Origin of the sequence: Ruminococcus sp. AM26-12LB (genome assembly GCF_003480785.1) — a bacterium.
Classification (GTDB): domain Bacteria; phylum Bacillota; class Clostridia; order Lachnospirales; family Lachnospiraceae; genus Blautia_A; species Blautia_A fusiformis.
The window spans coordinates 25,308-45,629 of sequence record NZ_QUJX01000020.1 but is presented as its reverse complement, the minus strand read 5'-3'; the positions used below and the strand labels follow the sequence as shown (position 1 = coordinate 45,629).

Here is a 20,322-nt window from a genome sequence, read left to right as displayed (position 1 = left end):
TATGAACTCAGCTTCAAAAAAAGCGATCCTAGTAGTAAGTTTCGGCACAAGCTATGAAAACACCCGTAAGCTTACCATCGAGGCCATCGAGCACGATATTGCCGATGCATTCCCGGCCTGTCCCACCTACCGTGCATGGACAAGCAAAATGATCATTGCCAAACTGAAAAAGCGGGACGGTCTTACGATCCACACGGTAAAGGAGGCTCTGGAACAGATGCTTCTGGATGGTATCACCGATGTGATCGTACAGCCGACTCATGTGATCAACGGTATCGAAAATGATCAGATGAAAGCCGATGCGCTTTCTTTTCGTGACCGTTTTTCCAGTATTGTTTTCGGAAATCCTCTTCTCACAACAGAAGAAGATAACCAGGCGATCGTCCGGGTAGTTGCAGATGAATTCCGGGACATGGATCCGGACACTGCACTTGTACTGATGGGACATGGAACAGAACACTACGCAAACACGGTTTACGCTGCTTTGGATTACCGTTTTAAAGATACCGGACATAAAAATATTTTTCTTGGAACTGTAGAAGCCTATCCAGCCCTGGACTCCCTTCTCCGGGCTGCCGACAGCTTTCATCCGAAAAAGATCGTGCTGGCGCCTTTCATGATCGTAGCCGGCGACCATGCACAGAACGATCTGGCCGGTGCAGATCCGGACTCCTGGATGAACCGTCTTTCTTCCGAAGGATATGAAGTCACCCCTGTACTGAAGGGACTTGGAGAATATCCCCAGGTCAGGCAGATCCTTGTGGAACATGTACGGCAGGCCATGAACGCTTCGGTCTGACAGAGATCAGATGATCCATATATATCCCTCATAAAAAAACTGCACCGTGATCCATCCCAGGATCTTCCGGTGCAGTTTTTTATTTTTTATGAAATTACTTGAAATTATGAAATTCCTGTTATTTATGCCATCAGTTCATCCAGTTTTGTCTTTACAGCAAGGATAAACTCTTTGCTGTTCAATACCTGTACCTCTTTCAGGGAAGTGATCAGTGCAAGATCCTTGGTCATCTTTCCGCTTTCAATGGTATCCAGTGTTGCTTTTTCCAGTTTTCCTGCAAAATCAGCAAGTGCTTCATTTCCGTCCAGCTCGCCTCTCTTGCGGAGAGCTCCTGTCCATGCAAAGATCGTTGCAACAGAGTTTGTGGATGTTTCTTTTCCCTCAAGATGACGATAATAGTGTCTCTGAACTGTTCCGTGGGCAGCCTCATACTCAAAATATCCCTTCGGGGATACCAGTACAGAGGTCATCATGGCAAGAGAGCCAAATGCGGAAGATACCATGTCGCTCATAACATCTCCGTCATAGTTCTTGCATGCCCAGATAAAACCGCCATCTGCCTTCATAACACGGGCTACGATATCATCGATCAGACTGTAGAAATAGGTCAGGCCGGCTTTCTCAAATTTATCCTTAAACTCTGCATCAAAGATCTGCTGGAAAATCTCTTTAAATCTTCCATCGTATGTTTTGGAAATGGTATCCTTGCTTCCGAACCATACATCCTGCTTTGTGTCCAGTGCATAATTAAAGCAGCTTCTCGCAAAGCTCTTTACGGAATCATCAAGATTATGCATGCCACGGAGAACACCTGCTCCATCAAAATGCTGGATCAGCTCCTTACGCTCTTCTCCGTCTTCGCCCTCAAATACAAGATATGCATCTCCCGGCTTGTCAATATAAAATTCTGTATTCTTATAGATATCTCCATATGCATGACGTGCAAGTGTGATCGGTTTCACCCAATTCTTTACACATGGCTCGATTCCCTTTACAACGATCGGCGCACGGAATACAGTTCCATCAAGAATAGCACGGATCGTTCCGTTTGGACTCTTGTACATTTTTTTCAGGTCATACTCTTCCATTCTGGCTGCGTTTGGCGTGATTGTGGCACATTTTACGGCTACTCCGTATTTCTTGGTTGCTTCTGCTGCATCAATGGTAACCTGATCATCTGTCTCATTTCTGTGCTCAAGACCAAGATCATAATATTCTGTATTCAGTTCCAGATACGGTGTGAGAAGTTCATCCTTGATGATCTGCCACAGGATACGTGTCATCTCGTCTCCGTCCATCTCAACTAAAGGTGTCTGCATTTTGATTTTTTCCATATTATTTTCTCCTTTTGAGGTTTATTCTCCTGTTCGGATTCCAGGTGCTCTTTCCTTTAGAATCTTTCTTCAGCACTTTTACTGTACATTGTACTCATATTTTCCGGTTCCGTCAACGCTTTTGTGCTTTACCACACTATGTTTATAAGAATTGTATAATAATTCAGCCTGCCAACAGTTTTTCACAGTTAAATTTTCCCCATCCCTGCTGATTTCTGGGAAGTCCCATATCTTCTGCATTTTCTCTTAACAACATCTTTACCTCTACATTAGAAAGCCGGGGATCTTTTTCCAGAAGGCAGGCGATCCCTCCTGACACCAGAGGCGTCGACATGGAGGTTCCGCTTTTGAGCCCATATGAGTACGGCAGTCCCGGTGCACAGGCAATGACCTGGCTTCCCGGCGCTACCAGATCCGGTTTGCACACACAATCAAAAGTAGGGCCTCTTCCGGAAACTGCCTTTCTGCCATTCAGCATATCACTGGAGCCTACGGTAATGATTTTCCGGCTGCTTCCCGGTGCTGTTACCGTGCCGGCCCCCGGTCCCTGATTTCCTGCTGCAGCTACCACCACAAATCCCAGATCCCAAAGTTTTTCCACTCCTTCAAGAAGATCTGTCTGTTCCTTATGATCCCGGGATGTTGTTCCCACTGAAATATTAACGATACGGATATGATAAATGCTTCCAAACTCCATGATCCACCGAAATGCCCGCATCACATCCTCCCTGCTTCCGTTCCCGAAACGATCCAGAACCTTCAGAGCAGCGATACTGCAGCCAGGTGCAGCCCCTTTATATTTTCCACCTGATGCAGTTCCGTCCCCTGCAAGGATCCCGCTGACATGAGTCCCATGTCCGTTATCATCATATGGGCTGCGTCTGACTCCTGTAAAATCACGAAACACGGAAATACGGCTGCCAAAATCTATATGAGGAAAAATACCGGTATCCAGAACCGCCACGCCTATCCCTTTTCCTGTATACATCCTTTTATACCTTTCCAAAGCTCTCCCGTCGGACAGCTGACCTTTCTTTAGCTTATTCTGCGGCCATCTTTCCCGCTACTCGTTTTATATAAAAAGACCCCGGGATCTTACATCTGAATCCCCGGGATCTTTGCTACCTGTAAGAATTTCGATCTGATTTCCGTCTGCTGCAAGAAGTGAACGGTCCAGATATAAGCAAAAACCGCTACTGTCCGTTTTTCCATCTTCTGTGGAAACATCCATCGGAAATGCTTCATAAATCTTATCATGGTTCAATCTTATATAAATCCTGCTGTCTGTATCCAGATATTTTTCTTCAATACAGCCTGTGATCTTTTCCAGATTTCCCTGGATCTCGCACTGAACTGCTCTGGCACCGGCAGGAACCTTATTTGCTGATCACGTCCAGTACGATTTCCTTCCCTTTTTTGTCTTTGTATGTATTGACCCAGAATCTTGTGTATTCCAACAGATATTCCTGTCCGTCACCATAACAGCCATCTGTCTTTCTGGTACGAAGAGGTCTGCCAAGGACTTTCCGCAGTGCTGCAGAACTCTTTTCTCTTACAAATGCTTTCCTTATTCTTGAAGATGTTCTAGCATCGTATACACCAGTTTTTGTATTAAAAGCATAAAATCCGGCTCTGGACTGTCCATATGCGGAATAATAAACGCCTTTTACCATCTGTGCATACCGGTTAAATCCATAGTATTTCCCGCCGATCTTTTTTACAAGGAGATAGTTCTCCCCGAAGAATGTTCCACCTTTATAAGCCTTTCCGGTGTTGGAAAAATAGTATCTGTATGTCATTTTTTTGCCGGTAGTCTTATTAGCGACAGTCACGGTTTTCCATGTATTCTTTACTTTTTTTCCCTTCACATAATAGTAGTATTGTCCGCCCTCTTTTTTCCAGCCATTTTTAACAGCTGCTTTTGCGGTTGTTGTGGTTGCTGTTGTTGCTGCCTGCGCACACACTGTGCCAAATGTCAGGCAAAACAGCATTGTGATCATGAGAACAAGCTGTGCGAATCTTCTCTTTTTCATGGTTTCTTTTCCTCCTGTTTTAAAAATCTCCATACCCGGTGATAATTATATTTTCTTGCAATATAATGTATAAAATACATTATCTCCTCCAATACTTAACATATCTGAAAAATAAAGGAGGTTTTTCTATGCTTCTCTTTTTTCTTGTATTCTTCGGACTCCAGATCTTTGTTCTTTTCTGCTGTGCCGCTGCAGGAAATGACGCCGCTTCCCAGGAACTATCTGACCTGGAACAGCTTCAGTTTATCGCAGAATGGAAAAAACAACATCAAAAAAAGGACGTCTGCTGAAGAACGTCCTTTTTTACTGTAAAGAGGATACAAACAGGATATTCGCATTCCGCTTTGTTACATGCTCATGAACAAAATTGCTTTGCAATTCTATTCTCCATTCATATGATGATACACACCAGTCCGCCTTTGCTGTCATTTACGATCTTCTTCATAGTATCCTGAAGCTTCACCTGACTTTCTTCGCTGATCATGGCCAGCTTGTTCCGGATTCCGTCTTCCACCAGCTGCTGGATGGATTTTCCGAAAATATTGGTCTCCCAGATACTTTCCCCTCGCTCCGGGCTTTCTCTGATATACTTTATCAGATCCTCCGCCTGCTGTTCTGTACCAACGATCGGAGCGATCTCCGTTTCGATTTCCGCCCGGATCATATGAATGGACGGACTTTTTGACCGGATCTTTACTCCGAATTTATTTCCCTGACGGATCACCTCAGGTTCCTCAATAGTGATCTCGGAAAGCTCAGGCACCACAACCCCATACCCTGTTCCTTTTACCGCTTCCAGGGCAGCCTGGACTTTTACAAATTGTTCCTTCATACCGGCAAGCTCTTTTATGGTCTGGATCAGTTCATATTCGCTTTCCATGGATATCCCGCTCATTTCACTGAGCATCTGATAATAATAAATGTCTTTTACTGCGATCCGGATACGGACTTTTCCATCGGAAAGACTGACCTGCTCAAGCAATGTATCTTCCACATATGGACTTTCCAGATATACTGATTCTCTGCTTACATCACGCACATGAGTAAGTTTGGTCATCTTTTCCCGAATCTCATTTAACAGAGCCGCCTTTACCTCATGTTCCGGAGAAAGCATCTCCACCCATCTGGGAACAAAAAGCTCTATCTCACTGACCGGGAATTCATAAAGGATCTTCTCCAGGATTCTGGTCACATCCTCTTTTCGAAGCTGTTCACAGTTGACTGCCAGAACGGATACTCCAAATTTCTCTTCCAGATGTTTTACAGTTTTTCCGGTTTCCTCACTGTAGGGAGTCTGGGAGTTTACCAGGATCAGAAAGGGTTTTCCCTGGACTTTCAGTTCTTTTATGGTCTGTTCCTCTGCCGGGATAAAATTTTCTCTGGGAATCTCCCCGAAACTTCCGTCTGTTGTGACTACAATCCCAATGGTGGAATGCTGGCTGATCACTTTTTCCGTTCCAATGCGGGCTGCATCATGGAACGGGATTGCTTTTTCCTGCCATGGTGTTTTGACCATCCGTTCCCTGCCTTCTTCCACATTTCCGGATGCATCCTTTACCAGAAAGCCTACACAGTCAATGAGTTTTACCCGGATTTTCTGGTTTTCCCCTATGGATACTTCCACTGCTTCTTTTGGAATAAATTTGGGTTCTACGGTGGTGATCATTTTTCCGGCACCGCTTAATGGCAGTTCATCCTGAAGTTCTGCTCTTTTTCCCTCGCTGATCGATGGCAGTGCTATCAGCTCCATAAATCTCCGGATAAATGTGGATTTTCCTGTACGGACCGGGCCCACAACCCCTATGTAGATATCCCCGCCCGTCCGTGCCTGGATATCACGGTAAACCTGAAAGTTTTCCATATAAAAAAGCCTCCCTGCATATACTGGCCTGTAAGTTCCGGGAAACATCTTAAAAAAGACAGTTCCCGCATACCACAGTATATGCCCGGAAGGCTTCTTATATGCTGCTGTTCACCGGGAACAGCAGCTCTTTGTATTCCTCATATCAGTCTTTGATATAGAACTCATTGTGAAGCAGATGATGCTCTTTGCCTTTGAGGAGTCCCTCATAAAGCTCCAGAACCAGTGGGTTCTCATCGGATTTCTTGATGATCATGGTATTGTCTGCATTGTACAAACCTCTTGCTCTGGCTGCCTTGGTTCTGTCACCGGATCTGGTCGGCTGACCTCCACCCATGATACATCCACGGCGACATGCCATAACCTCGATCAGATGATAGTTTGCCTCGCCGTTCTTTACACGTTCCATAACGGTTCTTGCATTTGCAAGGCCACTGGCTACGCATACATTGATATCCATTCCCTTGTACGGTACGGTAAATTCCTTGATTCCCTCTTCACCACGGACACCACACTCTGCGATCTCATGCATGGCTTCCTTACTGTGATCCGGGCTCAGTCTTCGAAGAACTGCCTCGGTAACACCACCGGTAACACCGAAGATAACGCCACCGCCGGAACCAAATCCAAACGGCATATCGCATGCTTCCGGATCCAGTGTTGCAAAATCAAGACCAAAGTTATCGATCATGCGGAGAAGCTCTGTGGTTGTGATAACGATATCGGTATCCTGCTCGCCATCGGTAAAGCTGTTCGGGCGGATTGCCTCTGCCTTCTTGGCTGTACATGGCATAATGGAAACCATAACGGTCTTCTTGCCTGCTGCATGCTCCGGATCACGGAAATATTCCTTAATAACCGCAGACATCATTCCCTGTGGGGAACGGCAGGTAGAGATATTCGGAACATATTCTTTATATTGATCAGTGATAAACTTCACCCATGCAGGACAGCAGGAAGTCAGAAGCGGAAGATTCTCACCCTTCTCCACTCTGTTTAGGAACTCCTTGGTCTCTTCCATAATAGTAAGATCGGCGCTGAATGTGGTATCGTATACTTCATCAAAGCCCATTCTGTGGAGTGCGTTGACGATCTTGCCCATAACGCTCCTGCCCTTTGTGAGGCCGTAGTGATCACCAACTGCTACACGGACTGCCGGCGCAATCTGGGCAACCACACGGGTATCCTTGTCCGCAAGTGCATCCCAAACCTCATCCATATGTGTACGAATGGAGATGGCTCCTGTCGGACAGTAAACACGGCACTGACCACAGTTTACACACTGTGTCTCAGCAATCTTTTTATTGAATGCAGGCATGACCATGGCCTCTGTTCCACGGAATGCGAATCCAAGAGCTCCGATTCCCTGAAGTTCCTCGCAGGCACGTACACAGTTGCCGCAGAGGATACATTTGTTCGGATCACGGATGATGGACGGTGAACTGTCATCGATCTCATGCTGTTCTCTTGTATTTTCAAAACGGATATCCCGCACGCCAAGGCGATGTGCCAGCTCCTGCAGGATACATTCGCCGCTCTTTACACAGGTTGTACAGTCACGGCAATGTGCTGCAAGAAGCAACTCCACGATCAGTTTACGATATTTCTTAATACGGCCGGAGTTGGTATAGATAACCATTCCGTCTCTCGGCTGCTCAGAACAGGAGGCAAATGTTTTGCCTCTGTCATCCTCAACTGTACAGAGACGACAGGCACCAAAGGTGGAAACCTCTGAATGATAGCACAGTGTGGGGATATTGATACCGGCATTCCTGATGACTGTCAGGACATTTTTTTCGTCGGTGAATTCTACTTTTCTTCCGTCAATTGTCATTGTACCCATAAGATATCCTCCCTTCTATGCTTCCACATAAATCGCATCAAAGTTACAGTTATCCTTACAGGATCCGCATTTGATACATACGTCGTTGTTGATTACATGTGGATGCTTGATCTTTCCTGAAATCGCACCAGCCGGACAGTTCTTTGCACACTTGCCGCAGCCGATACAGAACTCAGGATTGATATGGAATTGACGGAGCGCCGTGCAGACCTTCGCACGACATTTCTTATCTACGATATGCTCTACATATTCGTCACGGAAACGCTTCAGAGTACTGATGACCGGAAGCGGTGCACTCTTACCGAGTCCGCACAGAGCCATGCTCTGAACCATGTTTGCAAGCTCTTCCAGCTCATCCAGATCGGAAAGCTCACCCTTACCTGCGACGATTCTCTCCAGGATCTCAAGCATACGTTTGGTACCCTCACGGCAGGGAACACATTTACCACAGCTCTCACGCTGTGTAAAGCTCATAAAGAAACGCGCAACCTCTACCATACAGGTATTCTCATCCATAACAACCAGTCCGCCGGAGCCCATGATGGCATCCAGCTTCTTAACAGAATCAAAATCAAGCGGATGATCGATCTGATCGTCGATCAGACATCCACCGGAAGGACCGCCGATCTGTACACCCTTAAATGCAGCACCGCTCTTAAGACCGCCGCCGATGTCATAAATGATATGACGGAGGCTTGTTCCCATTGGAACCTCGATAAGACCGGTGTTCTCAATGGAACCGGTAAGTGAGAAAGTCTTTGTTCCAGGGCTTCCCTCTGTACCGATGGTGTGGAACCAGTCAGCACCCTGAAGGATGATCTTCGGTACGTTGGCGTAGGTCTCTACGTTATTGAGGACGGTAGGCTTACCCCACAGACCCTGCTCAACCGTTCTCGGAGGTTTTACTCGAGGCATACCTCTGTTGCCTTCGATAGAAGCAGTCAGGGCAGAACCTTCACCACATACGAACGCTCCGGCACCGCGATTGATATGTAAGTGGAAATTAATACCGGAACCAAGGATATTATCACCAAGAAGGCCATAGGACTCTGCCTGCTCAATAGCCATTCGAAGTCTCTGTACAGAAAGAGGATACTCGGCACGCACATAAATATAACCATCTTCTGCACCTACTGCATAGGCAGCGATCACCATACCCTCGATCATCTTGTAAGGATCACCTTCCATTACGGAACCATCCATAAATGCTCCCGGGTCACCCTCATCACCGTTACATACTACATAACGGACTTTTTCCGGCTGGCGTGCAACCTGTGACCATTTCTTGCCTGCAGGGAAGCCTGCACCGCCACGGCCGCGGAGACCAGACTTCGAGATCTCGTCGATAACACCCTGTGGGGTCATCTCAAAGAAAGCCTTCGCCATAGCGGAAAATCCGCCTACGGAAATATATTCATCAATGGACTCTGCATCGATCTTGCCACAGTTCTCAAGAACGATCCTTGTCTGCTGGTTCAGGAACGGAATGTCACTGGGATGTGGACAGGCCTCATCATTATGACGATAAAACAGACGCTCAACAGGCAGTCCGCAGATCACGGTCTTCTCTACGATCTCGCGACAGTCGTCTACCTGAACATGTACATACTGATAATCATAGGGCTCAATTCTCATAAGAGGACCAAGTTCACATAAGCCCTGGCATCCGGTCTTAACGATTCCTACATGAGGAACATCCTTCTGCATCTCAACCGCAACACCCTCGATTCCCTCACAGAGTCTTGACATTTCTTCATAAATCTTCTGAGCACCGGAAGCAATACATCCGGTACCGGAACAGACGAGAACACGGCAGGTATAGCCATCAAGATTCTTCTTAACCTCAGCCTGTTTGTTTTTCAGATCTTCCATACTGGTTATACTCATACGCTCTCACCTCTCAATTCATTTAAAAGCTCAACAGCCTTCTCAGGAGTCATCTTCGGGTGAACTTCATCATTTACAGTCAGTGTCGGTGCAAGTCCGCAGGCACCAAGACAGGAAACTGTCTCAACGGTAAACATCATATCATCTGTAGTATGCTTCTTATGACTCAGTCCAAGTTCCTTCAGCATTGCTTCCTTTACAGGCATGGACTTACGTACATGACAGGCAGTACCGTCACATACCTTGATGATGTACTTGCCCTTCGGCTCAAAGGAAAAGTTTTCATAGAAAGTAGCTACACTGTACGCCTTCGCTTCTTTTACACCAATCTGTTCCGCAACATAAGTAAGAAGCTCTCCCGGAAGATAACGGTACTCAGCCTGGATATCCTGCATGATCGGAATCAGTGATGCAGCTTTCCGGCCGTAGTGCTCGATGATCTCGTCCGTTTTTCTGTAATACGTCTGGTCTAACATTCGGTTCCCTCCTTGTTTCTCATAGATTTTCCACTTGATCAACCTGTTCCACTACAGGTTAATGCTTTAACACTCTGTCAGTGCCGCGCATTTATGCAAATCATTATTTTGCACTATTTCATGCCTTTAATTATAACTTATATGGTCATTTTTCACAAGCGGTTTTTTTGCTTTTTTCAGAATATATCGAAATGTTTACAGTGACTTACTGATTTTGTATCTATTTTCCATAAAATATGTTCAATTTTTAACAGTCTTGATAATAAAGATACAAATCTGCTCTTTGTTTCTGCCCCAAAACATTAAAGCCGGTTATTGATTTTATTTCTCAATTACTTTAAGATAGATAAAAAGTGCGTGGAAAACATTTAATTAATTTATTTTGTAAAGGAGAACATCTATGCGAAATCTTGACACACCAGTAAAACAGATCCGGCGAAAGATTTTTACCGAAATTGCTAAGATCGGATTTGAATCCACGGACGAATCAATGATCCATGATATCGAATCCATTCCCTACAATATTGTAGAGGAACGCGCGAAATACCGCGAAAGCATCTATCGTGAAAGAGCTGTTGCAAGCGAACGTGTCCGTCTGGCCATGGGACTTTCCCTCCGCCCGGAAAATCGTTCCGTCCACCTTACCGATGGCGTGAAGGCCAGCAACATTGACGAGAAATATTATGAACCACCTCTTATGCAGGTGATCCCTTCCGCATGTTCCGCATGCGAATCCAACAAATACGAAGTCAGCAACATGTGCCGCGGCTGTGTCGCACATCCCTGTTTACTCACCTGCCCCAAAGGCGCCATTTCCATGGTAAACGGAAAATCCTTCATCGACCAGGACAAATGTATCCATTGCGGAAGATGCAAAGCTGTCTGTCCTTACGATGCCATCGCCCATAAAGAACGCCCCTGCGAACGTGCCTGCGGTGTAAAAGCCATCGAGAGCGATGAACAGGGACGCGCCTCCATCAACCAGGATAAATGCGTATCCTGCGGCATGTGCATGGTCAGCTGTCCATTCGGAGCTATCTCCGACAAATCCCAGATCTTCCAGCTGTCCCACGCCCTTCGAGAAGGAACTGAGATCATTGCAGAAATCGCCCCCGCCTACATCAATCAGTTCGGCGAAGACGTCACCCCGGGCCAATTCCGCTCCGCTCTCAAACAGCTGGGCTTCTCAAACATTTATGAGGTAGCACTGGGCGCAGACATCGGCTGCATCTCTGAAGCACACCACTACGCCAAAGAAGTAGCAACCGGCCACCTCCCGTTCCTCCTCACCTCCTGCTGCCCATCCTGGTCAGTCATGGCAAAAAAATACTTCCCGGCTATGATCGACAACATCTCGCAGGAACTGACCCCGATGGTGGCAACTGCCCGCATTGTAAAAAAAGAACACCCCAGCGCAAAAGTAGTCTTCATCGGACCATGCGCCTCCAAAAAACTGGAAGCCATGCGACATTCCGTAAGAAGTGATGTGGATTTCGTTATCACCTTCGAAGAACTCTGGGGCCTGTTCGACGCCAAAAGCATCACCCCATCCACCTGCGAAGAGCTCCCGGAAGAAACCCAGGCCGCAACCGCAGCAGGACGAGGCTACGCCATCGCCGGCGGCGTAGCCGGAGCCATCGAAAACTGTCTGAAGGAATACTATCCCGATGTACCAGTCCACATCGAACACGCAGAAAGCCTTGCCGAATGTAAAAAAGTCCTCACTCTGGCAAAGGCCGGAAAACTCAAAAACTGCATGATCGAAGGAATGGCCTGCCCCGGAGGCTGCATCGGCGGTGCAGGAACCAATGCCGGCTTCGCAAAAACCTCCAAAGCACTCAAAAAATACGTAGACAGCTCAGAACCAAAACTCCCCTCACAGGAACTGGAAAACCTGGAGTTGAACTAAATACCTCAAAATATTCCACTATATAATTCCCAAAATATTTCAATTTGATTGAATAAAAAATGGAGATGCAACCTAGATCTTTAATCTTCAAGGTTACATCTCCATTATTTTATCAACCAGGACAGGGCAAAGCCCGCCTCCATCCCTCATCCACATCCTATCGTTTAGCCAGACAACTTACCCCAACCAACGCACAGGCCCGGAAGGGAGTGCGGTACTGTCTGCGGACGACTCTGCAGGAGGTGTGCTGGATCTTAGGCGGCGGGACTTCTGCGTTATTTTTCAAAAGCCAGCTGTCTGAGCGGCAAAAAGCCGCGAGTTCTGGCTTTTGGAAAATGGTTTTAGCAGAATCCCGGCGCCTTAGATCCAGCCGCCGACGAAGCCCGGCCGCGGACAGAACCGCACTCCCTTCCGGGCCGTCCCGTTCGCCACCACCACTACTTCTCCACCGTCTCCGTACTCTCAGGCCAGGTATACTCTTCCCCCTTCAGCTCCGCCAGAAGACTCCTAAGCTTATATCCATAGCTTCTCCCGGCGGCCCAACCGCCGCCGTAAGGATTCTCCTGAATCCCAAGCCATTCCACATAAGGTGCACTCTCCCGGGTCACATACTGAAAACGGTTATCCACACAAGCCTGGTTCAACTCCTCCGAAGAAGCATAAGCCTTCAGATGCTGCACCTGCGCCCGGATCCCCGTCCTTACATCAGGAAAAGAATTACCGGCAACACTACCACCGGTGGTTCCCAGCCCCGAAAAATTAAACTGCCCTGCACTGGCATCCCCACCAAACTGAAGCCATCCGGTCTCAAGCATCGCCTGCTCAAAAACAACCTCCCCACGGACGCCCTCCGCATCCGCTTCCTCTATCACAATCGTGCAAAACGTATCAATATCCGGTGCACCACCCTCCGTCAGGATGCCGGAAGGATACTCCACATTCTGCGCCTCATACTGCACTACCATATCCTCCGCATCCACTGTGGTACACCCCATGATCGTATAATATCCATAAGTATTATCTGTGGAATCATCCACAAAACCCTCTGTATCACTCTCTCCAGATGACTGAGGCTTCGAAATCTGACCCTCCATAGAATGATCCGCTTCCTCTGCCAAAACACCTGCAGGCGTTCCGAACACCAGAACGCCTGCAAGTACCATCATCCGTAAACAAAAACTATTTCGGAATCTGTACATATATAAATGATCAACCCTTTATTACTGTTATTACTGCGCTTTTCTCATTGCAGCTTCAACCACATGACCTACAAGAACAGAAGTTGTAACACTTCCTACTCCGCCAGGAACCGGTGTGATCGCATCAACGATTGGCTCAACTGCCGCATAATCAACATCACCACAAAGCTTGCCCTCTGCATTGACATTGATACCAACATCAATAATAGTCTGTCCCTCTCTGACATAATCAGCGCCGACAACACCAGCACGACCAGCTGCAACGATGACGATATCCGCCTCTTTTGCAACAGACGGCATATCAACGGTTCTTGTATGGCAGATCGTTACTGTCGCATTTTTCTTAACAAGCATCATGGCAGCCGGTTTACCAACTACAAGACTTCTTCCGATAACAACCGCTTTTTTGCCTGTGCAGTCGATTCCATAGTGATCAAGGATCTCCATGCATGCCTGCGGTGTACATGGCGGGAATCCGATCTTCTTGCCTGTAAATACACCAGACATGGAAAGATCTGTCATACAGTCAACATCCTTCTCTGCTGCAAGTGCATTCTCGATCACTGCCTGATCCAGATGTTTTGGCAGCGGACGGAACAGAAGAACTCCATGGATCTTGTCATCTTTGTTTACTTTATCGATGGTTGCAAGAAGCTCATCCTGGGAAACATCCTCCGGAAGAAGAATTTTCTCACATGCAACACCAAGAGTCTCACAGCGCTTTGTAGCACCTCTCTCATAGGAAATATCGCTTGGATTCTCACCAACACGGATAATGCAAAGTGTAGGATCTACACCTTTTGCCTGAAGCTCTGCAACGTTCGCTTTGATCTTTTCATTGAGAGCCGCTGTTACTTCTTTACCTAATAACTGCTTTGCCATTTGTCTGGTTCCTCCTATTTCAGTCTTCCGAGAACACTGTCAAATGTCTCGTCTGCGATCTTTGTATATTTCTCAAGCATAGCGTCTGCTTTTTTGTTTAATTCCTCTGCATACGCACGGTCAGCCATAGATTTTGTGTTAATGTACACATTCAGGCTTGCTCCCTTAAGAGCTGCTTTGCAGAATGCAGCACCTACACCAGCATCACTGATTGCAAGCTTAGAACCTTTTGCTCCGAACTCAACGATAAGTTCAATAGCCTCGCAGCATTTCTCCATGATCTCCATAGGAACAGAGCATGCTTCCTTGAGGGCAGCTTCCATTACTCGAGCCTTCTCAGCCTTCTCTTCTTCTGTCTCTCTCGGCATTCCGTAAGCCTTGGAAAGAGGCTCAAAAACTTCCGCATCTCTCTCGATCAGATGAAGGAAATCTTTCTGAAGCTGATCACATTTCTTTTTCAGCTCCCACATTTCATCTTCTACATCTGCATATTTTTTCTTACCGACAGTAAGGCTTCCAACCATGTTTCCAAGAGCTGTACCAACAGCAGCTACAAGGGCAGATGCACCGCCGCCGCCTGGAACCGGTGCCTTGGAGCTTAATACCTCGACAAATTCAGTACATGTACTGGTAGAAAATCCCATAGGACTCTCCTCCTTATATTCTTATTTTAGCACTCTTTAGAGCCCATTGGGGGCTTTATAAAAAGCCCCCTCCGGTTGTTTTTGATCTTATGTTCCGATTAGAAGAGACCTGTGATCTTACCTGTCTCATCTACATCGATCTTGGTTGCTGCCGGAACTTTCGGGAGACCTGGCATAGTCATGATCTCACCTGTCAGAGCAACGATGAATCCTGCACCTGCGGAAATCTTCAGGTTACGTACTGTTACCTCAAAGTCTGTCGGTGCACCAAGTTTTGTCTGATCATCAGTCAGACTGTACTGTGTCTTAGCAACACAGATCGGGCAGTTGCCAAATCCAAGTGCTTCCAGCTGTTTTGCCTGTTTCTGAGCATTTGCTGTAAGAACAACTTTCTTACCACCGTAAACTTTCTGTACGATGTTATTCAGTTTATCCTCGATGGATCCCTCAAGCTCATAAGCATATGTGAAGTCATTCGGCTCCTCAACAAGACGGATTACTTCCTCAGCAAGCTTCATGCCGCCTTCGCCGCCTTTTGCCCATACCTCGGAAAGTGCAACGTTAACGCCAAGCTCTTTACATTTTGCCTCAACCAGGTCAAGCTCTGCCTTGGTATCGGTCGGGAATGCATTGATAGCAACTACACATGGAAGTTTGTATACATTCTTGATATTGCTTACATGTTTCAGAAGGTTTGGAAGACCTTTCTCAAGAGCCTCAAGGTTCTCGTTGTTCAGATCTGCCTTCGGAACACCACCGTTGTATTTCAGTGCACGAACAGTAGCTACGATAACAACTGCGCTTGGATGAAGGCCTGCCATACGACACTTGATGTCAAGGAATTTCTCTGCACCAAGGTCAGCACCGAATCCAGCCTCTGTGATAGCATAATCTGCAAGTTTCATAGCCATCTTTGTAGCTGTTACGGAGTTACATCCATGAGCGATGTTTGCGAATGGTCCGCCGTGTACGATTGCAGGAACATGCTCCAGTGTCTGTACAAGATTTGGTTTCAGGGCATCTTTCAGAAGTGCTGTCATAGCACCCTCTGCATGAAGATCACCAGCTGTTACCGGTTTCTGCTCGGAAACTTTACCATAGGTATATCCGATGATGATTCTGGAAAGTCTCTCTTTCAGGTCTTTGATGTCACTTGCGAGGCAAAGAACTGCCATGATCTCAGATGCAACTGTGATGTCGTATCCGTCTTCACGAGGCATACCGTTTGTTCTTCCGCCAAGACCATCTACTACATTACGAAGCTGACGGTCGTTCATGTCCACGCAACGTCTCCATGTGATCTTTCTCGGGTCAATGTTCAGGTCATTGCCCTGGAAGATATGGTTGTCGATCATTGCTGCAAGAAGGTTGTTTGCCGCACCGATCGCATGGAAGTCACCAGTAAAGTGAAGGTTGATATCCTCCATCGGAACTACCTGTGCATAACCGCCGCCTGCTGCACCACCTTTTACACCGAATACCGGTCCGAGGGATGGCTCACGAAGAGCTACCATTACTTTTTTGCCCATTTTCTGCATTGCATCTGCAAGACCAACGGTTGTTGTTGTTTTTCCCTCTCCTGCAGGTGTCGGGTTGATAGCTGTTACGAGGATCAGCTTACCATCTTTCTTGTCACTCTCTTTTAACAGATTGTAATCAATTTTTGCTTTGTACTTACCGTACTGCTCCAGATATTTGTCGTCAATACCTGCCTTCTCTGCAATCTGTGTAATTGGAAGCATTTCGCACTCCTGTGCAATTTCGATGTCACTTTTAAATCCCATAATGTTACCTCCCTTTAGGTATTTTTACAGTTTTTAATCCCTTAAAACTGCATCTCTATAAAAACAGGTCCCATCCTGTTCTTAACTATTTTTCATTTTTAAAGACATTTCAGAAATGCCTTTAAAGACCCAATGATAACGTCTCCCATAACGGCCATATCCTCAGCCGCAAAGGAAACCGGAAAATTATCGGAAAACAAGATCTGTGAGGACGGCGGGAACTCATCATCGCCCTCCCAGAGGATCATCTGAACTACATATCCCGGAAAGATCTCCACCTGGTATGCAATATCTCCATGATCCACGGGAACCGCATGGATATGTTCCATGATCTCCTTGAAATCCTTAAGTCTGTTTCCGTATGTGAAAGCCAGGCGTTTGATGCACCTGCCATCAAACTGACGGAGATAAACCTCTCCCCAGGGCATTTCCCTGTATGTTTTAAACCTTCCGCTTCCCTGAGATACATTCCCGTTCAGCAGAAAACGGATAGCAAGGATCTTTGCATAATGCATTTCCTCAAGAGGATAAAATCCCGCATCATCTTCCTCATGAGTTACCTGAAAATCCGGCCAGGAAATATAATAAACGCTTCCCAGGAATTTCAGAGTCAGTTCTTTCTTCTCTTCGTCATAAGGAAGTGAAAGACGTCCGGCAATTTCTGCCGGGTCCGCCTTAGCGAACTCCTCTGTATAATGCTCCCAGGGCATTCTTTCTTTGCTGTCTTTTTCATAATTCAAGTCATTTATACTAAAAGCCATGTTTTACCTCTGCTGTTTTAGTCTGCTTTATCTCTTCTGCTGTTCTTCCATAACAGACGGAAACAGATTTGTGTCCGTATGCGGAATAAAGCATGCACCTACAAACTCATCCATATAGGTAGGAACTGTAGAAAGCTCCAGGTAAGTCATATTTGAAGCCAGTTCATAGGTTTTCTTCTCTGCTGATGTGGAATGAAGCATCAGATAAGCACCTGTAAGAGAAGAGTTTCCAATGTAATGGAACTTCTCAAGAGGAATATCCGGGAACATTCCGATATGCACTGCATTGGCCATATTGATTCCGCTTCCGATTCCACCGGCAACATATACATCGTCGATCATGGAAACATCGAAGTCAAGAGAATTCAACATGGTACGGATTGCTGAGAAAATAGCGCCTTTGGCACGAATAAAGTTATCAATATCCACTTCTGTGATCTCAACATCCTTGGCAGAACCGGCTTCCTCTTCAAACGCGATCACATAGCTTCCCATGCCATAGTGATCGTGACGGATTCTTTTGCCCTCACGGACAAATTTTCCCTTCGGATTGATGATTCCTGTCATAAAAAGTTCACTGATCACATCAATGATACCGGAACCGCAAAGTCCTACCGGTTTGGTTCCAGGTTCACCTACAACCTTATATGTCGGCTCCATAGTTTCTTTATCAATGGTACATGCCTCAATAGCACCGTCTGTAGCACGCATACCGCAGCTGATATCTCCACCCTCAAAGGCAGGACCTGCGGAACATGCACAGCTCATCATAAAATCAGAATTACCGAATACAAGCTCTCCGTTAGTACCAAGGTCGATAAACAGAGAAAATTCCGGTCTGTTCCAGATCATACTTACCAGTGTACCGGCAGTGATATCTCCACCTACATAGCTTCCGATATTCGGAGCCATGATAATATGTGCATCCGGATTGATCTCAATCCCCACATCCGATGCAAACAAGGAATTTGTTTTGAAAAACGTAGGAATATACGGTTCCATACGAAGCGGATCCGCATTGATCCCTGCAAACAGATGATTCATGGTCGTATTGGAAGCAACACACATCCGGTAGATCTGTTCCTCCGGGAAATGAATGCTTCTGCACATCTCATGGATCATCGGGTTAATGGTCTCTTTGATCACTGCATCCTGAAGTTTCTTCTTTCCGCCAGGTTTCTGAGATTCGATGATACGGTTGATAACATCCGCACCAAAACGGATCTGTCCGTTTCCGGAAGAACTCTTGGCCAGGATCTCTCCTGTTTCCATATTGATCAGGACTGCAGAAACGGTTGTGGTACCGATATCTACAGCAAGACCACCGATCACAACATCTTTCTTACTGTCAAAAATATCATAAACATACATGTCATTTGGTGCTGTACGAACCACGCACTTCACAGAAAATTTACTCTCACGAAGTACATCTGGAAGCTTCTTAAGCACCGCATACGGAATTCTGACACGCTTCAGGTTCATAAACTTCTGAAGTGCACGGGTCAGTCTTTCATTATCCGGCATGGTATCATCCAGTGATGGAATATCCATCTGAAGTTCCACAACATCAAGACTGTTTGTAAGTTCTATGCCAGCCATCTCAACTTCATGCTTGGCATTTTCAAAAATAGCGATTTCTTCTTTTGAGCTCAAATCAGCCACTTTCATTCGGCTCTTATATGCGGATGCAATATCCGGAACAAGAACCTCCACATCTGCACTGATCTTGCTCATACAGGCCAGACGCCAGCCTGCGCCATATTCTTCATCCGAAATATGAAGAGTTTTCTTTGAGTCCAGTTCTCCGCTTTTTAACTGTACCCGACATTTTCCACAGGCTCCGTTTCCGGAACACGGTGCATCGATAGCCACATTGGCACTACGAGCAACCTCCAGTAAATTATCCCCCGCATTGGCAAATGCTTCTACCGTACTGCCATTTTCAAAAGCAAAAGTCACCTTAAACATTCGGCAACCACCTTTCTCGCCTCGTAAAAGTTATTCGTCTTCCACCTGTGGCGTTGGGAGTTAGACTAAACTATATTAGTAAAAAAGAGGCTGAAGGCCGAAGCCCCCAGCCTCTGAAACAGCGCTCCTGTTTTGTTCACACGCCAAATTAGATCTCAAGGTAAGAATCTGCGTAAAGTGTGTTACCCTTGAATACGTCACAGGATTTGATTGTCTCCATAAGACGAAGGTCGTTAGGGTTAACGATTGCAGATGTAAGACCATTCATCATAGCCATAGCTACAAGAGCAGAGTCCATGATCGGACGGATATGTTTTGGCATACCGTTACTGTTGTTGGAAAGACCGCCAGTGGAGTTCAGACCCATCTCGGAGAACATCTTGATTGCCTCAAGAACTTCCATCTGTTTGTCCTGCATTCCTTTTACAACAAGGAAAAGCGGATCAAACCAGAGATCCTCTGCTTCCATACCAAGGCCAAGACCTCTCTCAAGCATGTTCTGGCAGTGCATCATACGCTCGTCATTGTCTGATGCAACCATACCGGAAGAGCAAAGTGCGATACAGATCGCATCGTTAGCTGCTGCAAGGTCGATATTGGAAATTCTGTCTCCAGCATCTGCAGAGTTTACGATCGGTTTTCCTTTGCTTCTGTTGTATACGGAAATACCAGCCTCAATAGCTTTCTGGTTTGTAGTATCCAGAGCAAGCGGAACATTGTCAAACTCAGACTGAAGGAGCTGTACTGCCCATTTCATAAGGTCCTCGCCATCGTTCTCAGCAGGTCCGATATTTACGTCAAGATATGTAGCGCCTGCATCAAGCTGCTGTTTTGCTCTTTTGATGATCGGCTCAGGATCTCTCTCAGTAAATGCTTTATTTACTGCCGGTGCTGTTGTTGAAAGTCTCTCCCCAATTGTTACAAATTTTGCCATACTCGTGT

Annotated in this window: 18 protein-coding genes; 3 read left to right on the top strand and 15 right to left on the bottom strand. The window is 46.3% G+C overall.

Translation table 11 applies throughout. From position 1 onward, the window contains the following. Position 1: 1 nt before the first annotated feature. Positions 2-799, top strand: a complete 798-nt coding sequence (locus DW694_RS14430) for a sirohydrochlorin cobaltochelatase (RefSeq protein WP_118753233.1) — start codon at positions 2-4, stop codon at positions 797-799. 122 nt (positions 800-921) lie between these two features. Here the strand turns inward: DW694_RS14430 and DW694_RS14425 are convergent, their stop codons facing one another. The 4 genes from DW694_RS14425 to DW694_RS14410 all read right to left on the bottom strand — a co-directional run bounded on the left by DW694_RS14425 (position 922) and on the right by DW694_RS14410 (position 4,166). Continuing rightward, complete coding sequence (locus tag DW694_RS14425) at positions 922-2,133, bottom strand: NADP-dependent isocitrate dehydrogenase (protein ID WP_118753232.1); 1,212 nt, start codon at positions 2,131-2,133, stop codon at positions 922-924. A 163-nt stretch (positions 2,134-2,296) separates the two neighbouring features. Further along, on the bottom strand, positions 2,297-3,121 hold the full coding sequence (locus DW694_RS14420) for a S8 family peptidase (RefSeq protein ID WP_015525272.1): 825 nt from the start codon (positions 3,119-3,121) through the stop codon (positions 2,297-2,299). Positions 3,122-3,205: 84 nt separating this feature from the next. Beyond that, positions 3,206-3,397: a hypothetical protein gene (locus tag DW694_RS14415; protein WP_118753231.1), complete on the bottom strand. Its 192-nt coding sequence runs from the start codon at positions 3,395-3,397 to the stop codon at positions 3,206-3,208. A 112-nt stretch (positions 3,398-3,509) separates the two neighbouring features. Then, the gene (locus DW694_RS14410) at positions 3,510-4,166 is read right to left on the bottom strand and encodes a hypothetical protein (protein ID WP_092072007.1); all 657 of its coding nucleotides are present in this window, start codon (positions 4,164-4,166) and stop codon (positions 3,510-3,512) included. A 128-nt stretch (positions 4,167-4,294) separates the two neighbouring features. On the opposite strand from DW694_RS14410, the gene DW694_RS17005 reads away from it, so the two are divergent. Continuing rightward, positions 4,295-4,456, top strand: a complete 162-nt coding sequence (locus DW694_RS17005) for a hypothetical protein (RefSeq protein WP_173741167.1) — start codon at positions 4,295-4,297, stop codon at positions 4,454-4,456. 101 nt (positions 4,457-4,557) lie between these two features. Here DW694_RS17005 and spoIVA read toward each other — a convergent pair whose 3' ends face one another. From spoIVA to DW694_RS14390, 4 genes are all read right to left on the bottom strand, one after another. Beyond that, entirely contained in the window at positions 4,558-6,027 is a 1,470-nt protein-coding gene (gene spoIVA, locus DW694_RS14405; RefSeq protein ID WP_118753230.1) for a stage IV sporulation protein A, read from the bottom strand. Positions 6,028-6,172: 145 nt separating this feature from the next. Next, positions 6,173-7,870 carry a [FeFe] hydrogenase, group A gene (locus DW694_RS14400; protein WP_015525283.1) on the bottom strand — a complete coding sequence of 566 codons (1,698 nt, stop codon included), beginning with the start codon at positions 7,868-7,870 and terminating at the stop codon, positions 6,173-6,175. Between the two features lie 15 nt (positions 7,871-7,885). Further along, complete coding sequence (locus DW694_RS14395) at positions 7,886-9,757, bottom strand: NADH-quinone oxidoreductase subunit NuoF (RefSeq protein WP_059085925.1); 1,872 nt, start codon at positions 9,755-9,757, stop codon at positions 7,886-7,888. Next, the gene (locus DW694_RS14390; protein WP_015525285.1) at positions 9,754-10,233 is read right to left on the bottom strand and encodes an NAD(P)H-dependent oxidoreductase subunit E; all 480 of its coding nucleotides are present in this window, start codon (positions 10,231-10,233) and stop codon (positions 9,754-9,756) included. Before DW694_RS14390 ends, DW694_RS14395 begins: the two co-directional genes overlap by 4 nt. Positions 10,234-10,633: 400 nt before the next feature. On the opposite strand from DW694_RS14390, the gene DW694_RS14385 reads away from it, so the two are divergent. Then, positions 10,634-12,142, top strand: a complete 1,509-nt coding sequence (locus DW694_RS14385) for a 4Fe-4S dicluster domain-containing protein (protein WP_118753229.1) — start codon at positions 10,634-10,636, stop codon at positions 12,140-12,142. A gap of 437 nt (positions 12,143-12,579) precedes the next feature. Here the strand turns inward: DW694_RS14385 and DW694_RS14380 are convergent, their stop codons facing one another. From DW694_RS14380 to acsE, 7 genes are all read right to left on the bottom strand, one after another. Beyond that, entirely contained in the window at positions 12,580-13,341 is a 762-nt protein-coding gene (locus tag DW694_RS14380; RefSeq protein ID WP_353615831.1) for a glucosaminidase domain-containing protein, read from the bottom strand. A gap of 30 nt (positions 13,342-13,371) precedes the next feature. Then, positions 13,372-14,223, bottom strand: coding sequence for a bifunctional 5,10-methylenetetrahydrofolate dehydrogenase/5,10-methenyltetrahydrofolate cyclohydrolase (locus DW694_RS14375; protein WP_015525289.1), 852 nt, complete (start codon positions 14,221-14,223; stop codon positions 13,372-13,374). A gap of 14 nt (positions 14,224-14,237) precedes the next feature. After that, entirely contained in the window at positions 14,238-14,867 is a 630-nt protein-coding gene (locus DW694_RS14370) for a cyclodeaminase/cyclohydrolase family protein (RefSeq protein ID WP_021651423.1), read from the bottom strand. A 98-nt stretch (positions 14,868-14,965) separates the two neighbouring features. Further along, positions 14,966-16,651, bottom strand: a complete 1,686-nt coding sequence (locus DW694_RS14365) for a formate--tetrahydrofolate ligase (protein ID WP_015525292.1) — start codon at positions 16,649-16,651, stop codon at positions 14,966-14,968. Positions 16,652-16,749: 98 nt separating this feature from the next. Next, on the bottom strand, positions 16,750-17,412 hold the full coding sequence (locus tag DW694_RS14360) for a DUF3786 domain-containing protein (protein ID WP_022427073.1): 663 nt from the start codon (positions 17,410-17,412) through the stop codon (positions 16,750-16,752). Between the two features lie 27 nt (positions 17,413-17,439). Further along, positions 17,440-19,380: a corrinoid activation/regeneration protein AcsV gene (gene acsV, locus DW694_RS14355; protein ID WP_092072018.1), complete on the bottom strand. Its 1,941-nt coding sequence runs from the start codon at positions 19,378-19,380 to the stop codon at positions 17,440-17,442. Between the two features lie 148 nt (positions 19,381-19,528). Then, positions 19,529-20,314: a carbon monoxide dehydrogenase/acetyl-CoA synthase methytransferase subunit gene (gene acsE, locus DW694_RS14350; protein ID WP_015525295.1), complete on the bottom strand. Its 786-nt coding sequence runs from the start codon at positions 20,312-20,314 to the stop codon at positions 19,529-19,531. Between the last annotated feature and the right edge of the window lie 8 nt (positions 20,315-20,322).

Excerpts from the sequence above, each read along its gene's own strand:
- spoIVA (WP_118753230.1), bottom strand. The coding sequence starts at position 6,027 with ATGGAAAACTTTCAGGTTTACCGTGATATCCAGGCACGGACGGGCGGG.
- DW694_RS14420 (WP_015525272.1), bottom strand. The coding sequence starts at position 3,121 with ATGTATACAGGAAAAGGGATAGGCGTGGCGGTTCTGGATACCGGTATT.
- acsE (WP_015525295.1), bottom strand. The coding sequence starts at position 20,314 with ATGGCAAAATTTGTAACAATTGGGGAGAGACTTTCAACAACAGCACCG.
- DW694_RS14395 (WP_059085925.1), bottom strand. The coding sequence starts at position 9,757 with ATGAGTATAACCAGTATGGAAGATCTGAAAAACAAACAGGCTGAGGTT.
- DW694_RS14430 (WP_118753233.1), top strand. The coding sequence starts at position 2 with ATGAACTCAGCTTCAAAAAAAGCGATCCTAGTAGTAAGTTTCGGCACA.
- DW694_RS17005 (WP_173741167.1), top strand. The coding sequence starts at position 4,295 with ATGCTTCTCTTTTTTCTTGTATTCTTCGGACTCCAGATCTTTGTTCTT.
- DW694_RS14425 (WP_118753232.1), bottom strand. The coding sequence starts at position 2,133 with ATGGAAAAAATCAAAATGCAGACACCTTTAGTTGAGATGGACGGAGAC.
- DW694_RS14375 (WP_015525289.1), bottom strand. The coding sequence starts at position 14,223 with ATGGCAAAGCAGTTATTAGGTAAAGAAGTAACAGCGGCTCTCAATGAA.
- DW694_RS14370 (WP_021651423.1), bottom strand. The coding sequence starts at position 14,867 with ATGGGATTTTCTACCAGTACATGTACTGAATTTGTCGAGGTATTAAGC.
- DW694_RS14380 (WP_353615831.1), bottom strand. The coding sequence starts at position 13,341 with ATGTACAGATTCCGAAATAGTTTTTGTTTACGGATGATGGTACTTGCA.
- DW694_RS14360 (WP_022427073.1), bottom strand. The coding sequence starts at position 17,412 with ATGGCTTTTAGTATAAATGACTTGAATTATGAAAAAGACAGCAAAGAA.
- DW694_RS14365 (WP_015525292.1), bottom strand. The coding sequence starts at position 16,651 with ATGGGATTTAAAAGTGACATCGAAATTGCACAGGAGTGCGAAATGCTT.
- DW694_RS14410 (WP_092072007.1), bottom strand. The coding sequence starts at position 4,166 with ATGAAAAAGAGAAGATTCGCACAGCTTGTTCTCATGATCACAATGCTG.
- DW694_RS14400 (WP_015525283.1), bottom strand. The coding sequence starts at position 7,870 with ATGGGTACAATGACAATTGACGGAAGAAAAGTAGAATTCACCGACGAA.
- DW694_RS14390 (WP_015525285.1), bottom strand. The coding sequence starts at position 10,233 with ATGTTAGACCAGACGTATTACAGAAAAACGGACGAGATCATCGAGCAC.
- acsV (WP_092072018.1), bottom strand. The coding sequence starts at position 19,380 with ATGTTTAAGGTGACTTTTGCTTTTGAAAATGGCAGTACGGTAGAAGCA.
- DW694_RS14385 (WP_118753229.1), top strand. The coding sequence starts at position 10,634 with ATGCGAAATCTTGACACACCAGTAAAACAGATCCGGCGAAAGATTTTT.